Genomic DNA, 20,265 nt, shown 5'->3' with positions numbered 1-20,265 from the left:
AAGAGGGATTTTAATGAGTTTAACGATACGTGATATAGCAAAAATGGCGGGAGTATCTCCTGCTACTGTTTCAAAAATAATAAATAACTATAACGGCGTAAATGAGCTTACGAGGAAAAAGGTATTAGATATTATTCAAGATACTGGCTATCAACCTACTTTTTCTGCAAAGGCTCTAGCGACTAAAAAGTCCAATCTAATTGGCTTAATTTATGCTGGGAAAATAAATGTAGATTTTAATCATCCATTTTTCAACGAGGTAGTTACTGCCTTTAAAAAAGCAGTAGGGTTACTGGGATACGATATTCTTATATTTTCTAATGAAAAATTTCAACAAGATAATGGTAGCTACTTAGCTAGATGCAGGCATTTTCATGTAGATGGCTGCTTAATTATCGCTGGTGAGGAGATTGAGTCTGCTGTCCACGAATTAGTGCAAAGTGACATCCCATGTGTTGGAGTAGACATTAAAACAGTTGGACCTAATTCTAGCTATGTTATGACGGATAATTCGAAGGTTTCTGCAAAAGTGGTGGAATATCTCTACTTACAATCGATTCGGGAAATTGCCTATATTGGTGGAAAGAAAGAGTCGATCATTGCGGAATTACGTCGGGAAGGCTTTGTTCATACCATGCAGCAGTTTGGATTGCCGATTAAGGAAGAGTGGATGGAATACGGAAACTTTTATGAAGCAAGTGGATACGAGGCGATGCGAAATATCTTACAAGTAGATTCGATTCCAAAAGCAGTGTTCGCAGCATCGGATATGATGGCTTTAGGGGCCTTACGCGCAATTAGAGAAGCGGGATTATCGGTACCTAATGATATAAGACTCATTGGTTGTGATGATATTGAAGCTTGCCGTTATAGTGATCCTCAATTATCGACGGTCAGACAGGATAAGGAAAAAATCGGAAAGCTCGCTGCATATATGCTTAATGATCTAATAAATGGACTTACAGAAATAAAATCGGTCTTAGTAGAGCCAGATTTAGTTGTTCGAAAGTCTTAACTAGGCATTTAACAAAAATAGGAGGGATGGACGATGATAGAAATAACACGAAACCATGTGTATCGAATGTTAGAAATATTTACGGCATTTCTCCTTTTAAATCTGGTCTGGGTGTTACTTTGTCTATTGATTATTCCTATCTTCCCTGCAACTACAGCATTGTTTGGCGTGGTTCGGAAATGGAAATCAGAAGGGGTTGATTATGGCATTATCAAACCCTTTTTTAAACTGTTTAAAGACAACTGGCAGAAAAGCTTTAAGATTGGTGCAATATGGAGCTTACTTGGTCTTGTTATAGCGATAGACTTTTATCTAATAAATGAACTGGAGTTCGTGGGGAAAATATGGCTGATCTCCTTACTTTTATTCTGTGGCATGATCTATTTGTTTACTACGATCTATTTATTTCCTACATTAGTAAACTATGAATTACCAATAAAATCAGTTTTGAAGAATGCTTTGTTCTATTCTCTCGGGAAAATTGGAACAACCCTTCTTTGTGTGCTAACGATAGCACTCATTTTCATTGGTATGTACTTCTTCCCGTTACTTTTGCTTGTGTGCGGTAGTCTTACTGCTTTTGCAATTTATTCAATTTGTAGCTTTTCCTTTGTAAGGACAACCGAAACTTTGTAAAGGAATATACTTTTTATAACGAACTAGCAATAAAAAGGAGCGTCAACAAATGTAAATCGGAGGTAATCTTTATGGCAATTATACAATTTCCACGTGATATGAAATGGGGTACAGCGACTGCTTCTTATCAAATAGAAGGTGCCTATAAAGAAGGAGGTAGAGGCGCGTCTATTTGGGATACCTTCTCGAAGACTCCTGGTAAAGTTGTTAATGGGGATAATGGGGATGTAGCTTGTGATAGCTATCATCGCTATAAAGAGGATATCCAAATTATGAAAGATCTCGGCATAAGTATGTATCGTTTTTCAATTGCTTGGCCAAGAATTTTTCCTAACGGAACAGGTGAAGTAAATCAAGAAGGACTTGATTTTTATCATCGTTTTGTAGATGAGCTTCTAGCTAATGGGATAGAACCGTTGTGTACACTTTACCATTGGGATTTGCCACAGGCTTTACAAGATCAAGGTGGATGGAATGAACGTGCTACCATCGATGCTTTTGAAGTCTATGCCAAAACAATGTTTAATGAATTTAAAGGGAAAATAAAGCATTGGATTACCTTTAATGAACCTTGGTGCGTTTCCTTTCTTTCCAACTATATTGGAGCGCATGCACCAGGCAACCAAGACCTACAACTTGCTGTAAATGTAGCGCATCATTTACATGTTGCTCATGGGGTAGCAGTGAAATGCTTTAGAACTTTAGGTATAGAGGGACAAATAGGTTATGCACCAAATGTGGAGTGGAATGAACCCTTCTCACAAAGGCAAGCGGATATTGAGGCATGCACTAGGGCGAATGCTTGGTTTATAGAATGGTTCTTTGACCCAGTTTTTAAAGGTTCTTATCCAGAATTTATGCTTAGTTGGTTTGAGAAAAAAGGGATAAGTATTCCGATTGAAGAAGGAGATTTAGAAACCATTCATCAACCAATCGATTTTTTAGGAATTAATTATTATACAGGCAGTGTTAGTCGTTATAAAGAAAATGAAGGTCTATTTGATCATGAAAGAGTAGATCAAGGCTATCAGAAAACTGATATTGGTTGGAATGTCTATCCGGAAGGCTTCTATAAAGTATTAACCTATATTACAGAAAATTATGGCCAGATACCGATTTATATAACGGAAAATGGATCTTGTTACAACGATGAGCCAGTGAACGGAAGAGTAAGTGATCATGGTAGATTAGAGTATTTAAAACAACATCTAGTTGCATTAAATAGAAGTATGGAGAACGGTGTTAACATTAAAGGATATTTGACGTGGTCGCTACTTGATAACTTTGAGTGGGCAGAGGGATATAGCATGCGCTTTGGGATTGTCCATGTGAACTATCGCACATTGGAAAGAACCAAAAAAGACAGTTTCTATTGGTATAAACAAACGATCGAAAATAACTGGTTTGAAGTCTAATAGCAGGATATAAAAGGCAGGAGAATAACAGAACTTCTGTCTTTTTCTATAAGTATTATTTAGTAGAGAGGTAGGGTGATTTAGTGAAAATATTATCAGGTAAAATTGCTTTGGTTACGGGCGGTTCAAGAGGAATTGGTAAAACTATAAGTAAAACACTTGCAGAAGCAGGAGCAACAGTTATTGTGAATTACGCAAATAATTCTAATCACGCTAACGAAACAGTCGCAGCTATTCAAGAGGCTGGGGGAAAAGCGTTCGCTATTCAAGCGGATATCACAAACGAAGTGATGGTAAAAGAGCTTATTCAAGATTCGGAAGAGCAATGCGGGGGTACCATTGATATTTTAGTGAATAATGCGACAGGCCCTCAACCTGAATTGTCGATAGAAGATAGTACATGGAAAGACTACCTCGATCAACTCGATTTTTTCGTTAAGGCCCCTTTGCTCCTTACAAAAGCAGTCTTGTCTGGAATGAAGCAAAAGCAAGAAGGGAGAATTATCAATATCGGTAGTGAAGTGATTCAATTAGGAAATTCCAATTTTTCTAGTTATGTCACGGCAAAATCTTCTCAACTAGGAATGACTCGCTCTTGGGCGAGTGAATTAGGTCCTTATGGAATTACAGTAAATCTAATTAACCCAGGTTTTGTTCCAGTCGAGAGGCATGCTGGTATAGACCCGAGTGGTTATGCTGAAACGGTTCCTTTGCGCAGAGTAGGAGTTCCGCAAGATATCGCTTCAGCCGTTTTATTTTTATCTTCAAGTGAATCTAGCTTTATTTCGGGTCAGTCGCTATCTGTTAATGGTGGAAATACATTTGGGATATAAAGCTCTATATCTTCATAGTTTTTCTTGTTAAGTTCTCAGATTCAAATAAATTCCTACTAGAAACCTGTTTCGTAGATTGGAAACAGGTTTTTTTGTATGCGATTAAACTTTTATCTATAATTTCAGAAAATTGTTGCATTTTACTTTTTTGGATGTATAAACTGGTAATACCAATTATAAATTTGGTATTACCAGTTTAGGGGTGTAATAGTGAGAGTAACAGATAAAATTGAAAAAGAGTTTATTCGTAAAGTTTTAAATGAAGAGTATGTACCAGGTACCAAAATGCCTTCTGAACGGGAATTAGCAACAGAATTTAGTGTGGGTAGACCGGTGATTCGGGAGGTATTACAGCGATTAGAAAGGGATGGTTGGTTAACAATCCGAAGTGGGCAAAGAGCTGTGGTCAATGATTACTGGAAGGATGGAAATTTAATGACCATCGTCCATTTGTTAGGGGAGGAAGAAAGTATTCCTAATGACTTTATCATTCACTTATTAGAATTAAGAAAAAGCTTGTCACCTGCTTATGTGAAGGATGCTGTGACACACAAACCACTTGCTGTAATTGCGTTGTTAAAAGAAAGCGAAAATGTTCCAGATGAGGCAAAGGCGTTTGCTCTATATGATTGGCGTCTTCAAAGGGGGCTCGCAGCGGCGTCACCTAACCCTATTTATCTATTAATCTTAAACAGTTTTCAGCAGTTGTATATAAAAATGGCGACCCACTACTTCTATCAAGATTCGTATCGTCAAGCATCACGTGAATACTATCGAGAGCTTATGTTAGCAAGTTTAACAGGGGATGGTAGTCAGGCGGAATATTTAGTAACTACGATGATGGAAAAAAGCATTCAGATGTGGATAGAACAAACTAAAATAAAATAGGAAAAGGAGAGTAGGCTGATGAGGAGATTTTATAAGGAGTTCTTTTTGTTTCCTGATATTACGATTTTAATAGGATTAATCGCATTGAATGTATCTGTCCAAGTATGGCGTGGTTTGACTTGGTGGAGTGTGATTTTATTTGTTGTTGGGTTACTTGTGTTTATGTTCAGTGAGTATCTGACACATCGTTTTTTGTTTCATTTAAAACCACCGAAGCACCCTTTCTTTTTAAAGATGCTAAAACGCTTACATTACGATCATCATACAGACCCGAATAATCTGCATCTCTTATTTTTACCCTTATGGTATAGCATTCCAAATTTATCTGTCTTAGTATTAGTATTTTATTTTATTGCCGGAAACCTTTGGCTGACATTAACGTTTGCTGCTGGCTTAAAGACGATGCTATTACTCTATGAATGGAAACATTATGTCGCGCATCGGCCAATTAAACCGAAATCGAAATTTGGGAAATGGGTCAAGAAGATGCATATTCTACATCATTTTAAAAATGAAAATTACTGGTATGGAGTCTCCACTCCATTTGTTGATGTATTATTTGGAACGCTGAAGGATGAAAAAGAAGTGGAGACAAGTAAAACGGCAAAGGATTTAGAGAAGAGAGTATAAGCAACAGAGAAGATTATTCAAATGCTTACTTCAGATGGTGGTTTTGGAAAATCTTTAAAAGTACTACTTTGAGTAGTGACAGTCATTGACTTTTTGTATATAATGGAAGCATCTGCTATACAAAGGAGTATGTTTTATGGAAGGTATCGTTCTTAACTAACGTAATTTAATACGTGCGTGTCGAAAAAACGAACATTCGGCTAAATGTCGAGGTTTATTTGGTTATGTTTTTTCACGCGAAATGTTAAGAACACGGGTTTGCGCCTACTCCATAATGTTAGTTAGTGAATAGATATTGTTTTATCTATCACCACATCAATTAAAAACTACCATTCAAACGCAAAGAACGAGTGTTGTTCTCTGCGTTTTTTTATATGGAAAGAAAAGCATGATTTTTGAGGTTAGCATATTTTCTAGCTTCAGCATCTACCTATAAATCTCTAGGGAAATAAAGCTTTTCTTCTTATCTGAAAATAGGGTGAAGACCTTGCTCTTGCATTTTCTCGCACGTATTGAATCACTTTCCAATTGGCGGATTGTATATTCTTAAATACTAGGAGGAAATCAAAATGAACAATGGCACCATTCAAGCTTTACAATTTACAGATTTGAAAAAAGAAATAGCATCCTATGCTCTTTCAGAGTTAGGAAAAGAAGAGATAATTTCACTTATGCCATCGACTAACAAAAAGCAAATTGATGCATGGCTGCGTGAGGTCACAGAGGGAAAAAAGATTTTAGAAATAAGTTCGAGTGTACCTATTCATGGGCTTCATGGGATTTCATACACGCTAAAAAGCCTTCATAAGGGTGTGGCATGTCGACCTGACCAACTAATAAGTCTATATGAGTTTCTTGTATGTATCGAGAAGTTGAAACGATTTATGAGGGATAAAGAATTTGTAGCTCCTACGATAACTTCGTATGTTCACTCAATTTTCGGGTTAGAGCATGTCGCAGATGAAATAGTACGCTGCATTCGTAACGGTAGAGTGGATGACTACGCAAGTAAAGAGTTATTGAAAATTCGAAAGCAGTTATCTACCTTAGAAGAACGTATAAAAAGTCGCATAGAACAATTCGTCAAGTCGAATAAAAATAGTAAATATCTTCAAGAGAGTATCGTAAGTATTAGAAACGGAAGATTTGTGATTCCGGTAAAAAAGGAATATAAAAACAACATAAAAGGTGCAGTATTGGATATTTCAGCTTCTGGATCAACCGTATATATGGAGCCAGAGGAAATAAGTCTTATCCAGGATTCGATTAACATGCTCAAAGTTCAGGAAGATGTAGAGGAAGAAAAGATTTTATTTGCTCTAACAGGGTTAGTTGAAGAGCATGAGCAGGAAATAAAAATAGCAGTAGATATGATGGTAAGCTATGATTTAATTTTTGCTAAGGCGAAGTACAGCATGGCGACAGGCGGGATTGCACCGCAAATAAATGAGCATCATCTCATTCGTTTAAAAGGAGCACGCCATCCACTTTTAGGGAAAAAGGCAGTGCCACTAGACGTTGTAATAGGAGAGGATTTTGATGCACTAGTTATCACAGGTCCAAACACCGGAGGAAAAACCGTTACGATCAAAACGGTCGGCCTTCTCACCATGATGGCTCAGTGTGGCATGCACATACCTGTAGATGTGGGAAGTGAGATTGCGATCTTCAAAAAAATTCTTGTCGACATAGGAGATGGCCAAAGCCTTGAGCAGTCATTAAGTACTTTTTCTTCAAGAATTAAAAACATTATAGAAATCTTGGCAGAGTCAACACCACAAACCTTGGTATTGTTGGATGAGTTGGGATCTGGTACTGATCCTGCAGAAGGGATGGGATTAGCTACTTCCATTTTAGAAGAATTATACAATAAAGGTACAACGATGCTTGCGACGACGCATTATAGTGAAATTAAAGAATTTGCTAATGTTCGCGAGGGTTTTACCAATGGATCAATGGAATTCGATGTGAAAACACTTCAGCCGACCTATCGATTGATTGTCGGAAAAGGTGGAGATAGCCAAGCATTCGCAATTGCGCTCAGGTTGGGAATGCACCCAAAGCTTATTGAACGAGCTCATGAAATTACCTATAAAGAGAACAAAGATTATACGACAGCTACAAGTAAATCGCTGCAGGAATTAAATAAGCAACTAGCCATGAACAAAAAGTATATTCATAAGCAAAAGCATGCTGTTCAAGAGAAATTCAACCATGAAATAGTATTCAAAATTGGAGATAATGTGAAGATTCCTTCGATTAATGAATTCGGGATCGTTTACAAACCAGCCGATGATCGAGGAAATGTGGAGGTCTTTGTTAAAGGGGAAAAGCAACTATTCAACCATAAGAGATTGAGTCTATATATTAAGGCAGAGGAACTCTACACCGATGACTATGATATGGATATTATTTTTGAATCAAAAGAAAACCGCAAACTAAGAAATCAAATGAAGAAGGGACATGTTGAAGGGGAAGTTATCGAGAAAAAAGAAGATTAGAGAAAGGAAGGAATCCCCTGATTATAGGGGATTCCTTCTACATAGAAAAACGGTATTCGTAGCCTGGTTACCGATAGATGAGAATGGAAAAAAGGCGGATAGTTGAAATACTCCCGATGGAGGTATTTAACAGAGCCTATAGTTTATTGTTATAAAATTCACTTAATTAGATAGAAAACCTGTGACGAAGTTCGACAAAATTCGATATTCGAGAGCGGAATTTTAAAGATTTTTCCCTGTTAAAAATCTTTTTTTAGGGTAATGGAATGTAAACGGTTTAATAACTTTCATTTATGATGTAATATAGTATATATAGTTATTATTCTGATATATTAGATAGCTGTAGTAGGCAATAGTAATGGAGGCATGACTGATGAGTAACCAAGAACGAGAACATATTTGGGAGCGCTTTTATGGTCCTAATATGGGTTATATCTACGAAGTATACGATAAATATAAGCAAGATCCAGAGTCTGTGGATGATACGATTCGAATATTGTTTGAAGAGATGGGTCCTCCACCAGAAATGGAGCAAAAGCAGACGCTTCAAATTCAAGCAAAAGAAGAGCAAACATCTACTGTTCCACCAACAGCAATTAAAAAGGTTATTTCAGCAACTAAACTTTTAAGAAACATTCGTACACTAGGCCATTTGGCTGCAAATATAAGCCCGATTCAATATGAAGAACAAGATAATGTCGGATTTCTCGATATTGAGACATATGGACTTAGTAAAGAGGATCTGTTACAAATTCCGGTTGACCTAATTTGGGAAAGTGCACCAGAAGCGATTTCGAATGGTTGGGAAGCTTACGAGCATCTAAAACGTATTTATACGCACACGATTGCTTATGAATTTGGTCACATTCATGATGAAGAGGAACAAACTTGGTTAAATGATTACATTGAGAAAAATAGGATACAAGGACCAATCTCTAAGGAACAGCGTATCGAGTTATACGAACGCTTGCTACATGTAGATGGTTTTGAGAAGTTTTTGCACAAAACCTTTGTAGGACAGAAACGTTTTTCTATTGAAGGTTTGGATATGTTAGTACCAATGCTCGACAAACTTGTTCAATCTGGTTTTGAGGATGGGACAGAAAATATTAGTATCGGAATGGCACATCGAGGTCGCTTAAATGTGCTTGCACACGTACTTGGAAAACCTTACGAGTTAATTTTTTCTGAGTTTCATCATTCACCAAATAAGGAACTTGTTCCATCAGAAGGTTCACGCGGAATCAACTTTGGTTGGTCCGGTGATGTAAAGTATCATATGGGTGCAGATCGTAGAATTGAAGGAGAAAAGGAGCAATTCATTCGAATTAATCTTGCTCATAATCCGAGTCATTTAGAGTTCGTTAACCCAGTAGTTCAAGGGATTGCACGCGCGTCACAAGAGGACCGCTCTGAAAAAGGGTATCCAAAGCAAGATAAAAAGTCTTCCTTTAGTGTTCTAATTCATGGAGATGCTGCTTTTCCTGGAGAAGGTGTCGTAGCAGAGACGTTGAACTTAACGAAGCTTAAGGGCTATGCGACCGGTGGTACGATTCATATTATTGCGAATAACTTACTTGGCTTCACAACAAACTATGGAGATTCTCGTTCAACCAAATATGCAAGTGATCTTGCAAAAGGGTATGAAATTCCGATTATTCATGTCAATGCAGATGATCCAGAGAGTTGTATTGCTGTGATGTATTTTGCTTATCAGTATCGTAATAGATTCAAAAAGGATATTGTGATTGATTTAGTGGGATATCGACGTTTTGGACATAATGAAATGGATGATCCGAATGTTACGCAACCTTTCTTATATGAGAAGATTAATAACCATCCAACAATTGCAGAGAAATATGCAAAAGAATTGGTATCTCGAGGTTTGATCTCAGAGAATGATGTAGTTAACAACAAGACAGAAATGATGAATAAATTCCAAGCAATCTTTGATAAATTACGAGAAAATGAAAATAAAGAAGAAATCGTGAAATATGTTCCAAATGAAATTATTGAGCAGGTTCCAGAGATGGATACTGCTGTTTCCAAAGATCTGTTACAAGCGATAAATAGCAATCTGGTAAAATGGCCAGAAACCTTTAATGTTTATCCGAAATTAGGACGAATTTTAAAGAAAAGAGAAAGCTTGTTAGCGAAAGAGAATAAGGTCGATTGGTCCTTAGCAGAAACGCTTGCTTTTGCTTCCATTTTAGCTGATGGAACGCCGATTCGACTCACTGGGCAAGACAGTGAACGTGGAACATTTGCACATCGTCATCTTGTTTTGCATGATAATAAAACGAGTGAACGATTCGTAGCCCTTCATAATCTTCCTGAAGCTCGAGCATCATTCTCGCTTTACAACAGTCCTTTATCAGAGACTGCTGTACTTGGGTTTGACTATGGTTATAGCGTTCAATCACCAGAATCACTTGTGATATGGGAAGCGCAGTTCGGTGATTTCGTAAACGTAGCCCAAGTTATTATCGATCAGTTCATTGCAGCTGGACGTGCTAAATGGGGTCAAAAATCAAGCCTTGTTATGTTATTACCACATGGGTATGAAGGACAAGGACCTGAGCACTCCAGTGGTAGAGTGGAACGCTTCTTAAATTCTGCTGCAGAAAATAACTGGATTGTAGCGAATGTTACGAGTGCAGCTCAGTATTTCCATCTTTTAAGAAGACAGGCACTTCTGACAACAACAGTGGATGCAAGACCACTTATTGTCATGACACCGAAGAGTTTGCTTCGTCACTCCTTAACGGTTTCTCCAAGTTCGGAGTTAAGCGAAGGGAAGTTTAATCTATTAGTAGAACAAGAAGGCACTGGACAAGAAAAGTCAAAAGTAACACGACTTATTTTATGTACTGGAAAAGTATCTATTGATTTAGCAACTAAATTAGCTGAATTACCAAATGATGCAGTGGAGAACCTACACATTGCCAGAGTAGAGCAGTTGTATCCATTCCCTAAAAAGGAAATAGAAGAGCTAGCGGCACAATATCCAAATCTAGAGGAAATAGTTTGGGTGCAAGAAGAGCCGAAAAACATGGGAGCTTGGCCGGTTGTAAAGGCACCTCTACATGAAATCGCTTCTGAGGGTCTAGCTGTCAAATATATCGGACGACCTAAACGTTCAAGTCCATCAACAGGGGAACCACATATTCATAAGCAAGAGCAGGCTGGAATTGTACAAAGTGCATTAGAAGTAGGAGTTAGCATAGGGCATGGAGGAGATAACCGATGATCGAGATTAAAGTACCTGAATTAGCGGAATCCATTACAGAGGGAACCATTGCAGAATGGACGAAAAAAGAAGGCGAGTCTATTGAAAAAGGCGAAACGATTGCGGAGTTAGAGACTGATAAAGTTAACGTAGAAATTAAAAGTGAGCACAGTGGCGTTATTCAAGAGTTTCTTTTTCAACCTGGTGACAATGTCGAAGTTGGCCAAGTTATTGCAATGCTAGGCGAGGCTGGTGCAGCAAGTGCACCAGTAGCAAAAGAGCCGGTGCAAGAAACAACAGCGCCAGTACAAGAGAAAGTAGCAGAACCAGCAAAAGCTGAAGTGACAGTAGTGGACAAAAATTCTACTTCTCGCAAAGCGGTAGCTTCTCCAGCTGCTCGTAAAAAAGCACGTGAATTAGGAATTGACCTTAATGAAGTTTCTTACCGTGATCCAATGGGGAGGGTGAGAGTAGAAGGTGTGGAAGCACATAAACAATCACTAGAAGCGAAGAAGGCTCAGTCGGTAGAATCGAAACCAGCTGCAGTGGCAAAAGCTCCCGTACAACAGGATGACCGAGTGGAAAGAATTAAAATGTCTAGACGTCGTCAAACTATTGCGAAACGACTAGTTGAAGCACAACACAACGCTGCAATGTTAACAACTTTTAATGAAGTAGACATGACAGCTGTTATGGACGTGCGTAACCGCCGTAAGGATGCCTTTTTCAAAAAGAATGGAGTGAAGCTTGGATTTATGTCCTTCTTCACAAAAGCTGTCATCGGAGCATTAAAATCATTCCCATTTGTAAATGCTGAAATTCAAGGGGATGAAATCCTTCTTAAGAAGTATTATGATATCGGAGTTGCAGTCTCTACAGATGACGGCTTAGTAGTACCGGTAGTGCGTAATGCTGACGGTTTAAGCTTTGCTGGAATAGAAAAAGAGATTGGGGCTCTTTCTGAGAAAGCTAGAACGAATAAGCTTTCCTTAAATGACTTACAAGGTGGAACATTTACCATTACTAATGGTGGGATTTTCGGTTCCCTATATTCCACACCAATTCTAAATTCTCCACAGGTTGGTATCCTTGGAATGCATACGATCCAAAGACGTCCAGTTGTTGTAGATAAAAACGATACTGTAGAAGTAAGACCAATGATGTACCTAGCACTTTCCTATGATCACAGAATTATTGACGGGAAAGACGCAGTTCAATTCTTGGTTAAGGTAAAACAATTATTAGAGGATCCAGAAGATTTATTACTAGAAGGATAAAAAAGAGATGCCACAGTGGTGAAGCTGTGGTATTTTTTTATGCAAAAAAAGGAATGGGTAGAAAATTGTCGGAATACTACCAATTTGGAGAAAATATAGAGTATAATCATTTTTATAGATATAGATACAATCAAGGGGGAACTGGAAATGAAGAAGCTAGTAGCATTATCCATGACTGCTTTATTAGCAGCAATGATGTCAGCATGTTCAGACGAAACTAACAATGCAACGGAAAATAAGGATCCAGTAGAGCAGAATGAGAAAAAGGAAGATGGACCAAGTGGGTCAACTAATCAAACGGATCCTGACTGGATTACACCAGTAGGCGAGACTATTTCAACAGAGGGTGGAGATTTCACATTCCATGCAAGAAACGACAAAGTAGAAGCGGTAGAAACAGGTTCCCTAACCGTTGATTTTGATCAAGTTGCTACAATTAGTGGTGCATTATCACCTGAATTTGCGGAGTATGTCGGAGTAGATGAACTAGAATATATTCAACTTGATATTCAAGTTGTAAATAATTCGCAAGAATCGATTACTTTTGATGCGTATCAAGCTACTGTCATCACAAATACGGGCGAAGAAATTACAATGCCAAATCCTAAACTTGGTCCTCCACCTGAAGGTAACTTTGAGGGAGAAGAGAAAAAACAAGCATCGATTTTTTATGTGCTTGAAAGCTCTAAAGCTGAGGAAGTTGAGTGGGTTCGCATTATAATGGAAGCTCCTCGTGACAAGAATGACGAGAAAGTTGGAGAAGATCTAGATATTAAAGTTGAACTAAAAGGGTGAAGCATTAAAGCTTGCCTTTTTAGTTTATCTAGATAAACTGGATGTTGAGATAGGTTTTTAGTAGTAAAATAGGAAACTTTGCAAGGAGTAGTTTAAGAAGTCTAGATACATAGGGGAGGAAGATTAGATGATTCGAGTAGCTCTATTAAGTAAATGGCATGTACATGCGGTAGATTATGCAGCACAGGCAAAAGAAAATGATCATATCGAAATCACTCATGTTTGGGATGAAGATGAAACAAGGGGACAAGAATGGGCAAATGAGTTAGGGGTAAAATTTGAAAAGGAGTTAGACGAAGTCTTTGCTAATCCTGAAATTGATGCAGTAATTGTCGACACACCTACGTTTATGCATCGAGATGTCATTATTAATGCAGCGAAGAGTAAGAAGCATATTTTTACTGAAAAAGTACTTGCTCTAACGGTTGCAGATTCTCAAGCCATTTTAGAGGCAGTTGCAGAAAATGAAGTCATGCTTATGGTCTCTTTGCCCCGCTTAGCAGCTAATTACTATTTGTATGCACAAGAAGTGTTAGATAAGGGACTACTTGGTAAGCTAACGACAATTCGTTGTAGGGTGGCACATAATGGTGCGGTTGCAACGGAGGAGAGGCCTCATGGTTGGCTACCGACACACTTTTTTAATTTCGAGGAATGTGGTGGAGGAGCGTTTATAGACCTTGGTGCGCATCCGATTTATTTAACAAATAGACTAGGTGGAGAGGTTACGGCAGTCACTGCAAGACTTAAACAAACGTTTGATTATGAAGTAGATGACAATGCAGTGGCAGTTGTTGAGTATGCCTCAGGAGCTCTCGGAATATTGGAAACGAGCTTTGTTTCCAATGGAAGTCCATTTCAGTTAGAGCTGTACGGGACAGAAGGGACACTCATGATAGAAGACAATAAAATTCGTTTAAAGAGTAATCTTTTAGAGAATGATTGGCATCAATCAGACCTTTCTGAACTGTCAGCCTCACTTCCCATGCCAATGGAACAATGGGTAAATCAGATTCTCACAGGCCAACCACCTAGCATCACACACCAGGATGGCCACAATCTAACCTTAATCAACCAAGCGGCACGCCTCTCCCACGATCAAAATCGTCGCGTAGAAACAAAAGAACTAGTGAAGTGAAGGGCTAGATGTTAAAAAAGACCAATTAGGGCCTGGCCCCAATTGGTCTTTTTTGTAAAAGGGTGACAGGCACCCTTTTACTTATTTTTCCTCTTCACTTGCTGTTTCATCTGTGTCTTCGTCTTTGTTAAACCATAGTGGGTCCATTTGGTCGACGTCACCGTTGTAGTTGATGAGGATTTCTTCACCAGCTTTGATGTCTTTGTATGCATAGAAGTCAAAGGTGTGTTCCTCAAAGTTGATTTCGTATCTTGCATTCGGCTCATAGGAATGGTTAAAAAGCATGCCGTATCCTAAAAGAATGGCAGAATGATTAATTCCATATTCGAACGTATAATCGGCAAGGATTGTTTTTTCAATATGTTGATGTTCTTCATTTAAGTAGGAGATTACGGGTGCTGCATGAAACATTACTCCTTTTGTAATATCTTGGGTAGCAAAAACCCCTCTATCAAATTCTCCATCACTAATTTGGGATTTTTTCACTTCGATCATTATAATCACCTTCGCCATTCTCTAAATTAAAATTCTCAACTTATTAAGCGTGCCATTTTATAAGAAAGAAAGCAACTGGTTATGTTTTACCATTTTAATGAAACGGACCATATTTCTAGACATTATCTGTTTGTGATAGTTTAAATTAAGAAATTTAGAGGGAGTATTTTGGCTTAAAAACACTATTTAAAAGCTTTAAACTATTTAAAGAAAAAATTCACTATTTAATCCTGAATGGTATAATTATCTATAGGTGAACCTAAACGGAGTGAACTGGTTTAGGTTTTTCGTAATAAAAAATCAGGAAATTGTCCCTTACATAAGAAATAAATAGATGACGGAGTGATGAAAACAAATGCTTATGCGTACGCGCTTGATTAAAAGTATTCCTAATATGTTTACATTAGGGAATTTATTTTGTGGATTTTTATCAGTTGGTTTCGCAGCGAATGGTCAATATAGCAATGCGGCAATCTTAATATTAATCGGAATGATGTTAGATAGTATGGATGGAAGATTAGCTAGAATGCTTAAAGCAGATAGCAATTTAGGGAAAGAGCTCGATTCACTTGCAGATGTTGTTACATTTGGTGTTGCACCTTCCTTCTTAGTTTATTACACGTATTTTTATCAATTTGGATTGTTAGGGCTTGCGATTGCAGGGTTATTCCCATTGTTTGGTGCATATCGTTTAGCACGTTTTAATATTAGTACAACGAAATCATCAGGAAATTATTTTACGGGAGTTCCTATAACAGCAGCTGGTGGGATTTTAGCCTTGCTCACTTTATTTGGAAACTACCTCCCACAAATAGTGACAACAGTGATCTTTACTGCACTCTGTTTCTTAATGGTTAGTCGACTTAGAATTCCAAGTTTTAAAGAAGTGCCACTACCAAAATACGGAACCATCGTAACGATTTTTCTAGGATGCTTGTTATTTGTCATTTATCAAGGCACCTATGTTAAATATCCTTACCTAATCTATATCGCAATTCCACTATACATTGCTTACCTAGCGTACCGTTTTGTAAAAGGGAAAAACAGGAAAGAGTTAGATTGATTTTTTAGGTGCCAGCACCATCTGGGGATTTTGCCCATTTGGTGCCTGGCACCTATTTTTATTGCTTGAACTTTACGTTAACGTTAATGGTAAAATAAAATTAAATATCTAAATATTCAAAAATAAGAAGGGTAAAATGGGATGCTTACTATTTCACAGTTAGCTAAGGAGTTTAATGTTTCTACAAGGACGATTCGGTATTATGAGGAGCTTGGATTGCTGAAACCAGACCGTACGGAAGGAAATCACCGGATTTATTCAAAGCGGGAACATGCTAGGTTGAAATTAATAGTTAGAGGAAAGCGTTATGGTTTTGAGCTAGAAGAAATAAAAGAGATGGTTGTGCTATTTGATAAAGACCGAAGTGGTCAAAAACAATTAGAACGAACCATTCAATATGGAACCCAAAAAGTAGAAGAGCTCAATAGCAGAATTAAGGAGCTAACGGAGCTGAAAGTAGAAATGGAAGAATTACTAGACGACTTCACAAATCGAATAAAAGCGATAAGGAGTGATGAAACAGATGAGTAAAACAGTAAATTTTTTTACAGATGATAGGCATTTGCAAAATGTTTTACAAAAGTATTTAACGCCTTCCTTTTATCAGTGGGCAGATCTGGAGCTGACAGACTTTGGTGCAAGTTGTGCCGGAGAGATAGACGAACGTGCCAGCCATACCGACCGAGAAGGACAACCCAAATTAATCAAATACAACCGTCTTGGAGAAGATATTTCGGAGATTTGGGTTAATGAGGGGTATAAAAAGACGGTAGAAGAAACATATAACAGAGGAATTGTGGGGTATGTTCATAAGGAGATTCCGGAATTAGGTACTCCAGGAAATTACGTGTACTCCTATGCTCAAGGGTATTTATTATCCCAAACAGAGCCTGGATTTTACTGTCCGGTTACCTTAACTATGGCAACAGCCTATCTGTTGGAACATTATGCGGATGAGGATGTGAAAGCGAAATTTCTCCCACATGTCGTATCTACTGGAGAGATTGAGTTATATGAAGGAGCGACCTTCTTAACCGAACGTCAAGGCGGCTCTGATGTAGGTGCAAATGAGACAAAGGCAATCAAACAGGATGACGCTACTTACCTATTGTATGGAGAGAAATATTTTGCTTCAAATGCAGGACAGTGTGGCGTAGCGATGGTGCTGGCTAGAATGGAAGGCGCTCCAAGTGGAACAAAAGGACTTAGCTTATTCGCCGTTCCTTGGAGACATGAAGATGGGAGCCTAAATGGAATTCAAATAAGAAGGTTAAAGGATAAACTCGGGGTAAGAGCAGTTCCTTCTGGAGAGGTAGTTTTCGAAGGAGCAAAAGCTTATCTTGTTGGGGAACCATCAAAAGGTATCTACTATATGATGGAAGCCTTGAATCTTTCGAGAGTCTGTAATGCCGTTGCTTCGATTGGAATAATGAGAAGGGCCTACTACGAGGCGAGGGACTATGCTACTAACCGCGAGACATTCGGAGATCAACTGATAAACTTCCCAATGATTCGTGCAACGCTCGTCGAATTAGCAGTAAAACAAGAAGTAGAAACAAGTGCTATGTTTGAACTAATTGCGTTATTTGACCGTGTAATGAGAAAAGTAGGACCTATTTCTGAGAAAGATGCTGTGTTGAATCGACTATTGATTGCCCTTTTGAAAAAAGAAACAGCCGAACAAGCCGTTCATTTCACCCATGAAGCAATTGAGATGCATGGTGGTAACGGATATATTGAGGATTTTGTCACACCACGGTTACTACGGGATGCACAGGTACTTACCGTATGGGAGGGGACTGCCAATATATTGGGGTTAGAAGTGCTAAGACTAATGAAGAAGTATAAGGTGCACCGAATATTTATAGAGGAAATGAATGCAAGGTTAGCTAACATTTCAAGCGATGAACAAACCCTGAAAGAGCCAGTTGAAAGAGGTATCACTACTCTACTAGAGTTGTGTGAGTATGTGGAAAGCAGTAGTAATGAAATCCAAACCTTTCATTCAAAAAAGATAGCGAACCTTATGGTGAAGATATTTGAGAGTATCGTAGCATTAGAGGGAACAGTGAACGGTGATGAACGTGAAAAGGCAAAAGCAGAAATCTATATCGAAAAAACTTGGAATGACTTCACCTGGATTGATCGAGACAACAAAACGCTTACGTACTTTGATTTAATTGTAAGATGGGAGAAGACAGAGGTAACTTCATAATTTGAAAAACAAGCAAAAAGGCTGGGACAAAAGAATATTTGTTAAAGAAAAAATCCGAACTATTATGCGAAATTCTAAGTAGAGTTTTGCATTAGTTCGGATTTTTTTAGTTTGGCTCTGTTAAAAACCGCTGTTGATTTCCGCACTAGGCTTCGCTTATCCAGAGGGCGTTGGTGGAGCCTCCTCGGCTTTGCCTGCGGGGTCTCCACCAAACACTATCTCCCGCAGGAGTCTTCGCCTTGTGCTCCAATCAACAGCTAGGTACTCTAAAAATCAAAAGTGTACTTTAAAAGGGCATTTAGATTAAATCGTTCGTAAATAGAGATGGGGATTTAATTAATGTCCCAGCCTCTGCTTGTTTTTTATTTAAGCTAGAGTCTTTATTTATGCCGCACGAGTTGATGTGAGGTTCTTTCTTTCTTTACGAGCATGAATGATTTGATAAACATACCAGCAAAGAACGGTGGCTGCTAAGGAGAATCCTAATATCATCGCAAGCTGATAATTTAAGTTAAGTCCTTCAGGTGCGTAGAAAACGTATGTACATACCACACAAGTCATAAACATTGCGGGCACTCCGCATATCCAATGGAATTTTTGATTCCTTAATAAATATACTGTCCCGGTCCAAAGCATGACAGTAGCAACTAGTTGGTTTGTCCAACCGACATATCTCCATAAGAAGGTATAATCAATCGTTGCTAAGTATAATGCTGGAGCTGTTACGATAAAAGTCATCAGCAAGACCTTCATCTTTCCTTTCATAGTAAAGAACTTCGAGAAAATATCCGCTAAAATCATTCTTGAAGAACGAAGTGCAGTATCTCCAGTTGTTATTGGTAGCATGATTACCGTGATAATGGCAAGTATCCCACCTAATGTACCGAGTAGGGAAATTGAGATCTCATGAACCACTCCAGATGGTCCCCCAAGAGCAAGTGCTTCTTGTAAACCGTTTGTGCCATTATAGAACGTCATTCCAGCGGCTGCCCAAATGAGTGCAATCACACCTTCTGTAATCATTGCTCCATAGAAAATTTTCCTACCGTGGGATTCTTTTTTCATCGTGCAGGCAACAATCGGACTTTGCGTGCAGTGGAATCCAGAGATAGCTCCGCATGAAATCGTAACCATCAATAAAGGCCAAATAGGCAGCTCTTGCGGATGAAAATTGGATAGTGTCAGATTAGGTAATTGCTTATCCGTGAAAATTAAGGAAATGGCAATTGCTACAGCCATAAAAAGAAGAATTGCTCCTAATACAGGATATAGTCTTCCGATAATACGATTGACTGGTAACAGTGTAACTAATAAAAAATATCCAAAGATAATGATTAGGGCAGTCGTAAAGGTAATAGGTGTTAACTGAGCGATTAATTGGGCTGGTCCAGCTGTAAAGGCAGCTGCAACGAGAATCATTAAAATTAAGGAAACCACTGTAATAAATGCTTTCACGATATTGCCTAAATAATGGCCAACGATAGATGGAAATTGAGCTCCTTTATGTCGCATTGACAACATACCAGAAAAATAGTCATGAACCCCTCCAGCAAAAATAGTCCCAATGACAATCCAAAAGAACGCAACAGGTCCATATAATGCTCCGAGAATAGCCCCATAAATTGGGCCCAAACCAGCAATATTCAATAACTGGATTAGATTTCCTTTCCACCAATTCATCGGGATGAAATCGAAGTTATCTCTTTTTGAATAAGCAGGAGTTATATTTTGATCGTCAATACCAAAAATACGTTCGACAACCTTAGAATATACGACATAGCCTAAAATAAGAAAAACAATAGCTCCTAAAAAAGTTATCATGATGCTCTCCTCCTGTTGGGTAAATTTAGAATTATGAAACATTTTAACACGTTTAAGCGCAAAAACAACAGATTTTTCTGAAAAATATAAAATTTCTTGTAAAGTAATGGTGGTTTATAGGAGGGAGTGTTGGGTTTTGTTGTAAAATGGAGGGATATTCAAAATGGGAAATAAAGTGTAATTTTCTGATTATTATTAAGCTACCTATAGAACGCTTGTTGCCTAAAAGTGGGTTTTAATTTAAAATGAAATAGCTAAGAAGGGTAATAAACTTCTTAAGAGAATTGTTTGTGAGTGATTTACTTTGAAGATAT

The 20,265-nt window shown here is 38.1% G+C and carries 16 protein-coding genes; 14 read left to right on the top strand and 2 right to left on the bottom strand.

What is annotated here, in order from left to right; translation table 11 throughout:
• Positions 1-13: 13 nt before the first annotated feature.
• The 11 genes from BK580_RS20815 to BK580_RS20765 all read left to right on the top strand — a co-directional run bounded on the left by BK580_RS20815 (position 14) and on the right by BK580_RS20765 (position 14,357).
• Positions 14-1,015: a LacI family DNA-binding transcriptional regulator gene (locus tag BK580_RS20815; RefSeq protein WP_078382187.1), complete on the top strand. Its 1,002-nt coding sequence runs from the start codon at positions 14-16 to the stop codon at positions 1,013-1,015.
• Positions 1,016-1,048: 33 nt separating this feature from the next.
• Positions 1,049-1,651, top strand: coding sequence for a YesL family protein (locus tag BK580_RS20810; RefSeq protein ID WP_078382186.1), 603 nt, complete (start codon positions 1,049-1,051; stop codon positions 1,649-1,651).
• Between the two features lie 71 nt (positions 1,652-1,722).
• Positions 1,723-3,066: a GH1 family beta-glucosidase gene (locus BK580_RS20805; RefSeq protein ID WP_078382185.1), complete on the top strand. Its 1,344-nt coding sequence runs from the start codon at positions 1,723-1,725 to the stop codon at positions 3,064-3,066.
• An 83-nt stretch (positions 3,067-3,149) separates the two neighbouring features.
• A complete protein-coding gene (locus BK580_RS20800) occupies positions 3,150-3,899 on the top strand; it encodes an SDR family oxidoreductase (RefSeq protein ID WP_211279055.1) in 750 nt (249 codons plus the stop codon).
• Positions 3,900-4,109: 210 nt separating this feature from the next.
• On the top strand, positions 4,110-4,787 hold the full coding sequence (locus BK580_RS20795; protein ID WP_078382184.1) for a GntR family transcriptional regulator: 678 nt from the start codon (positions 4,110-4,112) through the stop codon (positions 4,785-4,787).
• A gap of 18 nt (positions 4,788-4,805) precedes the next feature.
• Positions 4,806-5,417: a sterol desaturase family protein gene (locus tag BK580_RS20790; protein WP_078382183.1), complete on the top strand. Its 612-nt coding sequence runs from the start codon at positions 4,806-4,808 to the stop codon at positions 5,415-5,417.
• Positions 5,418-5,986: 569 nt separating this feature from the next.
• Positions 5,987-7,918, top strand: coding sequence for an endonuclease MutS2 (locus tag BK580_RS20785; RefSeq protein WP_078382182.1), 1,932 nt, complete (start codon positions 5,987-5,989; stop codon positions 7,916-7,918).
• Positions 7,919-8,291: 373 nt separating this feature from the next.
• Positions 8,292-11,168: a 2-oxoglutarate dehydrogenase E1 component gene (locus tag BK580_RS20780; RefSeq protein WP_078382181.1), complete on the top strand. Its 2,877-nt coding sequence runs from the start codon at positions 8,292-8,294 to the stop codon at positions 11,166-11,168.
• Positions 11,165-12,424 (top strand): 2-oxoglutarate dehydrogenase complex dihydrolipoyllysine-residue succinyltransferase, encoded by a 1,260-nt coding sequence (gene odhB, locus BK580_RS20775; protein WP_078382180.1) that lies wholly within the window; start codon positions 11,165-11,167, stop codon positions 12,422-12,424. The genes BK580_RS20780 and odhB overlap by 4 nt, the downstream gene beginning before the upstream one ends.
• Before the next feature lie 147 nt (positions 12,425-12,571).
• Complete coding sequence (locus BK580_RS20770; protein ID WP_078382179.1) at positions 12,572-13,219, top strand: hypothetical protein; 648 nt, start codon at positions 12,572-12,574, stop codon at positions 13,217-13,219.
• A 127-nt stretch (positions 13,220-13,346) separates the two neighbouring features.
• Positions 13,347-14,357, top strand: a complete 1,011-nt coding sequence (locus BK580_RS20765; RefSeq protein ID WP_078382178.1) for a Gfo/Idh/MocA family protein — start codon at positions 13,347-13,349, stop codon at positions 14,355-14,357.
• An 81-nt stretch (positions 14,358-14,438) separates the two neighbouring features.
• Here the strand turns inward: BK580_RS20765 and BK580_RS20760 are convergent, their stop codons facing one another.
• Complete coding sequence (locus BK580_RS20760) at positions 14,439-14,852, bottom strand: SET domain-containing protein (protein ID WP_078382177.1); 414 nt, start codon at positions 14,850-14,852, stop codon at positions 14,439-14,441.
• Positions 14,853-15,207: 355 nt separating this feature from the next.
• On the opposite strand from BK580_RS20760, the gene pssA reads away from it, so the two are divergent.
• The 3 genes from pssA to BK580_RS20745 all read left to right on the top strand — a co-directional run bounded on the left by pssA (position 15,208) and on the right by BK580_RS20745 (position 18,130).
• A complete protein-coding gene (gene pssA / locus BK580_RS20755; RefSeq protein WP_211279054.1) occupies positions 15,208-15,915 on the top strand; it encodes a CDP-diacylglycerol--serine O-phosphatidyltransferase in 708 nt (235 codons plus the stop codon).
• A gap of 141 nt (positions 15,916-16,056) precedes the next feature.
• Positions 16,057-16,446, top strand: a complete 390-nt coding sequence (locus BK580_RS20750; protein ID WP_078382176.1) for a MerR family transcriptional regulator — start codon at positions 16,057-16,059, stop codon at positions 16,444-16,446.
• Positions 16,439-18,130, top strand: coding sequence for an acyl-CoA dehydrogenase family protein (locus BK580_RS20745; RefSeq protein WP_139364943.1), 1,692 nt, complete (start codon positions 16,439-16,441; stop codon positions 18,128-18,130). Before BK580_RS20750 ends, BK580_RS20745 begins: the two co-directional genes overlap by 8 nt.
• Positions 18,131-18,514: 384 nt before the next feature.
• Here the strand turns inward: BK580_RS20745 and BK580_RS20740 are convergent, their stop codons facing one another.
• Entirely contained in the window at positions 18,515-19,951 is a 1,437-nt protein-coding gene (locus tag BK580_RS20740; RefSeq protein WP_078382174.1) for a carbon starvation CstA family protein, read from the bottom strand.
• Positions 19,952-20,265 lie beyond the last annotated feature (314 nt).

Source organism: Sutcliffiella halmapala, assembly GCF_002019665.1.
GTDB classification, from domain to species: Bacteria; Bacillota; Bacilli; order Bacillales; family Bacillaceae_I; genus Sutcliffiella_A; species Sutcliffiella_A halmapala.
The sequence above is the reverse complement of the archived record's forward strand: the minus strand, read 5'-3'. Positions and strand labels throughout refer to the sequence as shown.

Bases quoted from the DNA above. Each gene is read 5' to 3' on its own strand.
- BK580_RS20815 (WP_078382187.1), top strand. From the start codon at position 14: ATGAGTTTAACGATACGTGATATAGCAAAAATGGCGGGAGTATCTCCT.
- BK580_RS20810 (WP_078382186.1), top strand. From the start codon at position 1,049: ATGATAGAAATAACACGAAACCATGTGTATCGAATGTTAGAAATATTT.
- BK580_RS20805 (WP_078382185.1), top strand. From the start codon at position 1,723: ATGGCAATTATACAATTTCCACGTGATATGAAATGGGGTACAGCGACT.
- BK580_RS20790 (WP_078382183.1), top strand. From the start codon at position 4,806: ATGAGGAGATTTTATAAGGAGTTCTTTTTGTTTCCTGATATTACGATT.
- BK580_RS20785 (WP_078382182.1), top strand. From the start codon at position 5,987: ATGAACAATGGCACCATTCAAGCTTTACAATTTACAGATTTGAAAAAA.
- BK580_RS20780 (WP_078382181.1), top strand. From the start codon at position 8,292: ATGAGTAACCAAGAACGAGAACATATTTGGGAGCGCTTTTATGGTCCT.
- odhB (WP_078382180.1), top strand. From the start codon at position 11,165: ATGATCGAGATTAAAGTACCTGAATTAGCGGAATCCATTACAGAGGGA.
- BK580_RS20770 (WP_078382179.1), top strand. From the start codon at position 12,572: ATGAAGAAGCTAGTAGCATTATCCATGACTGCTTTATTAGCAGCAATG.
- BK580_RS20765 (WP_078382178.1), top strand. From the start codon at position 13,347: ATGATTCGAGTAGCTCTATTAAGTAAATGGCATGTACATGCGGTAGAT.
- BK580_RS20760 (WP_078382177.1), bottom strand. From the start codon at position 14,852: ATGATCGAAGTGAAAAAATCCCAAATTAGTGATGGAGAATTTGATAGA.
- pssA (WP_211279054.1), top strand. From the start codon at position 15,208: ATGCTTATGCGTACGCGCTTGATTAAAAGTATTCCTAATATGTTTACA.
- BK580_RS20750 (WP_078382176.1), top strand. From the start codon at position 16,057: ATGCTTACTATTTCACAGTTAGCTAAGGAGTTTAATGTTTCTACAAGG.
- BK580_RS20745 (WP_139364943.1), top strand. From the start codon at position 16,439: ATGAGTAAAACAGTAAATTTTTTTACAGATGATAGGCATTTGCAAAAT.
- BK580_RS20740 (WP_078382174.1), bottom strand. From the start codon at position 19,951: ATGATAACTTTTTTAGGAGCTATTGTTTTTCTTATTTTAGGCTATGTC.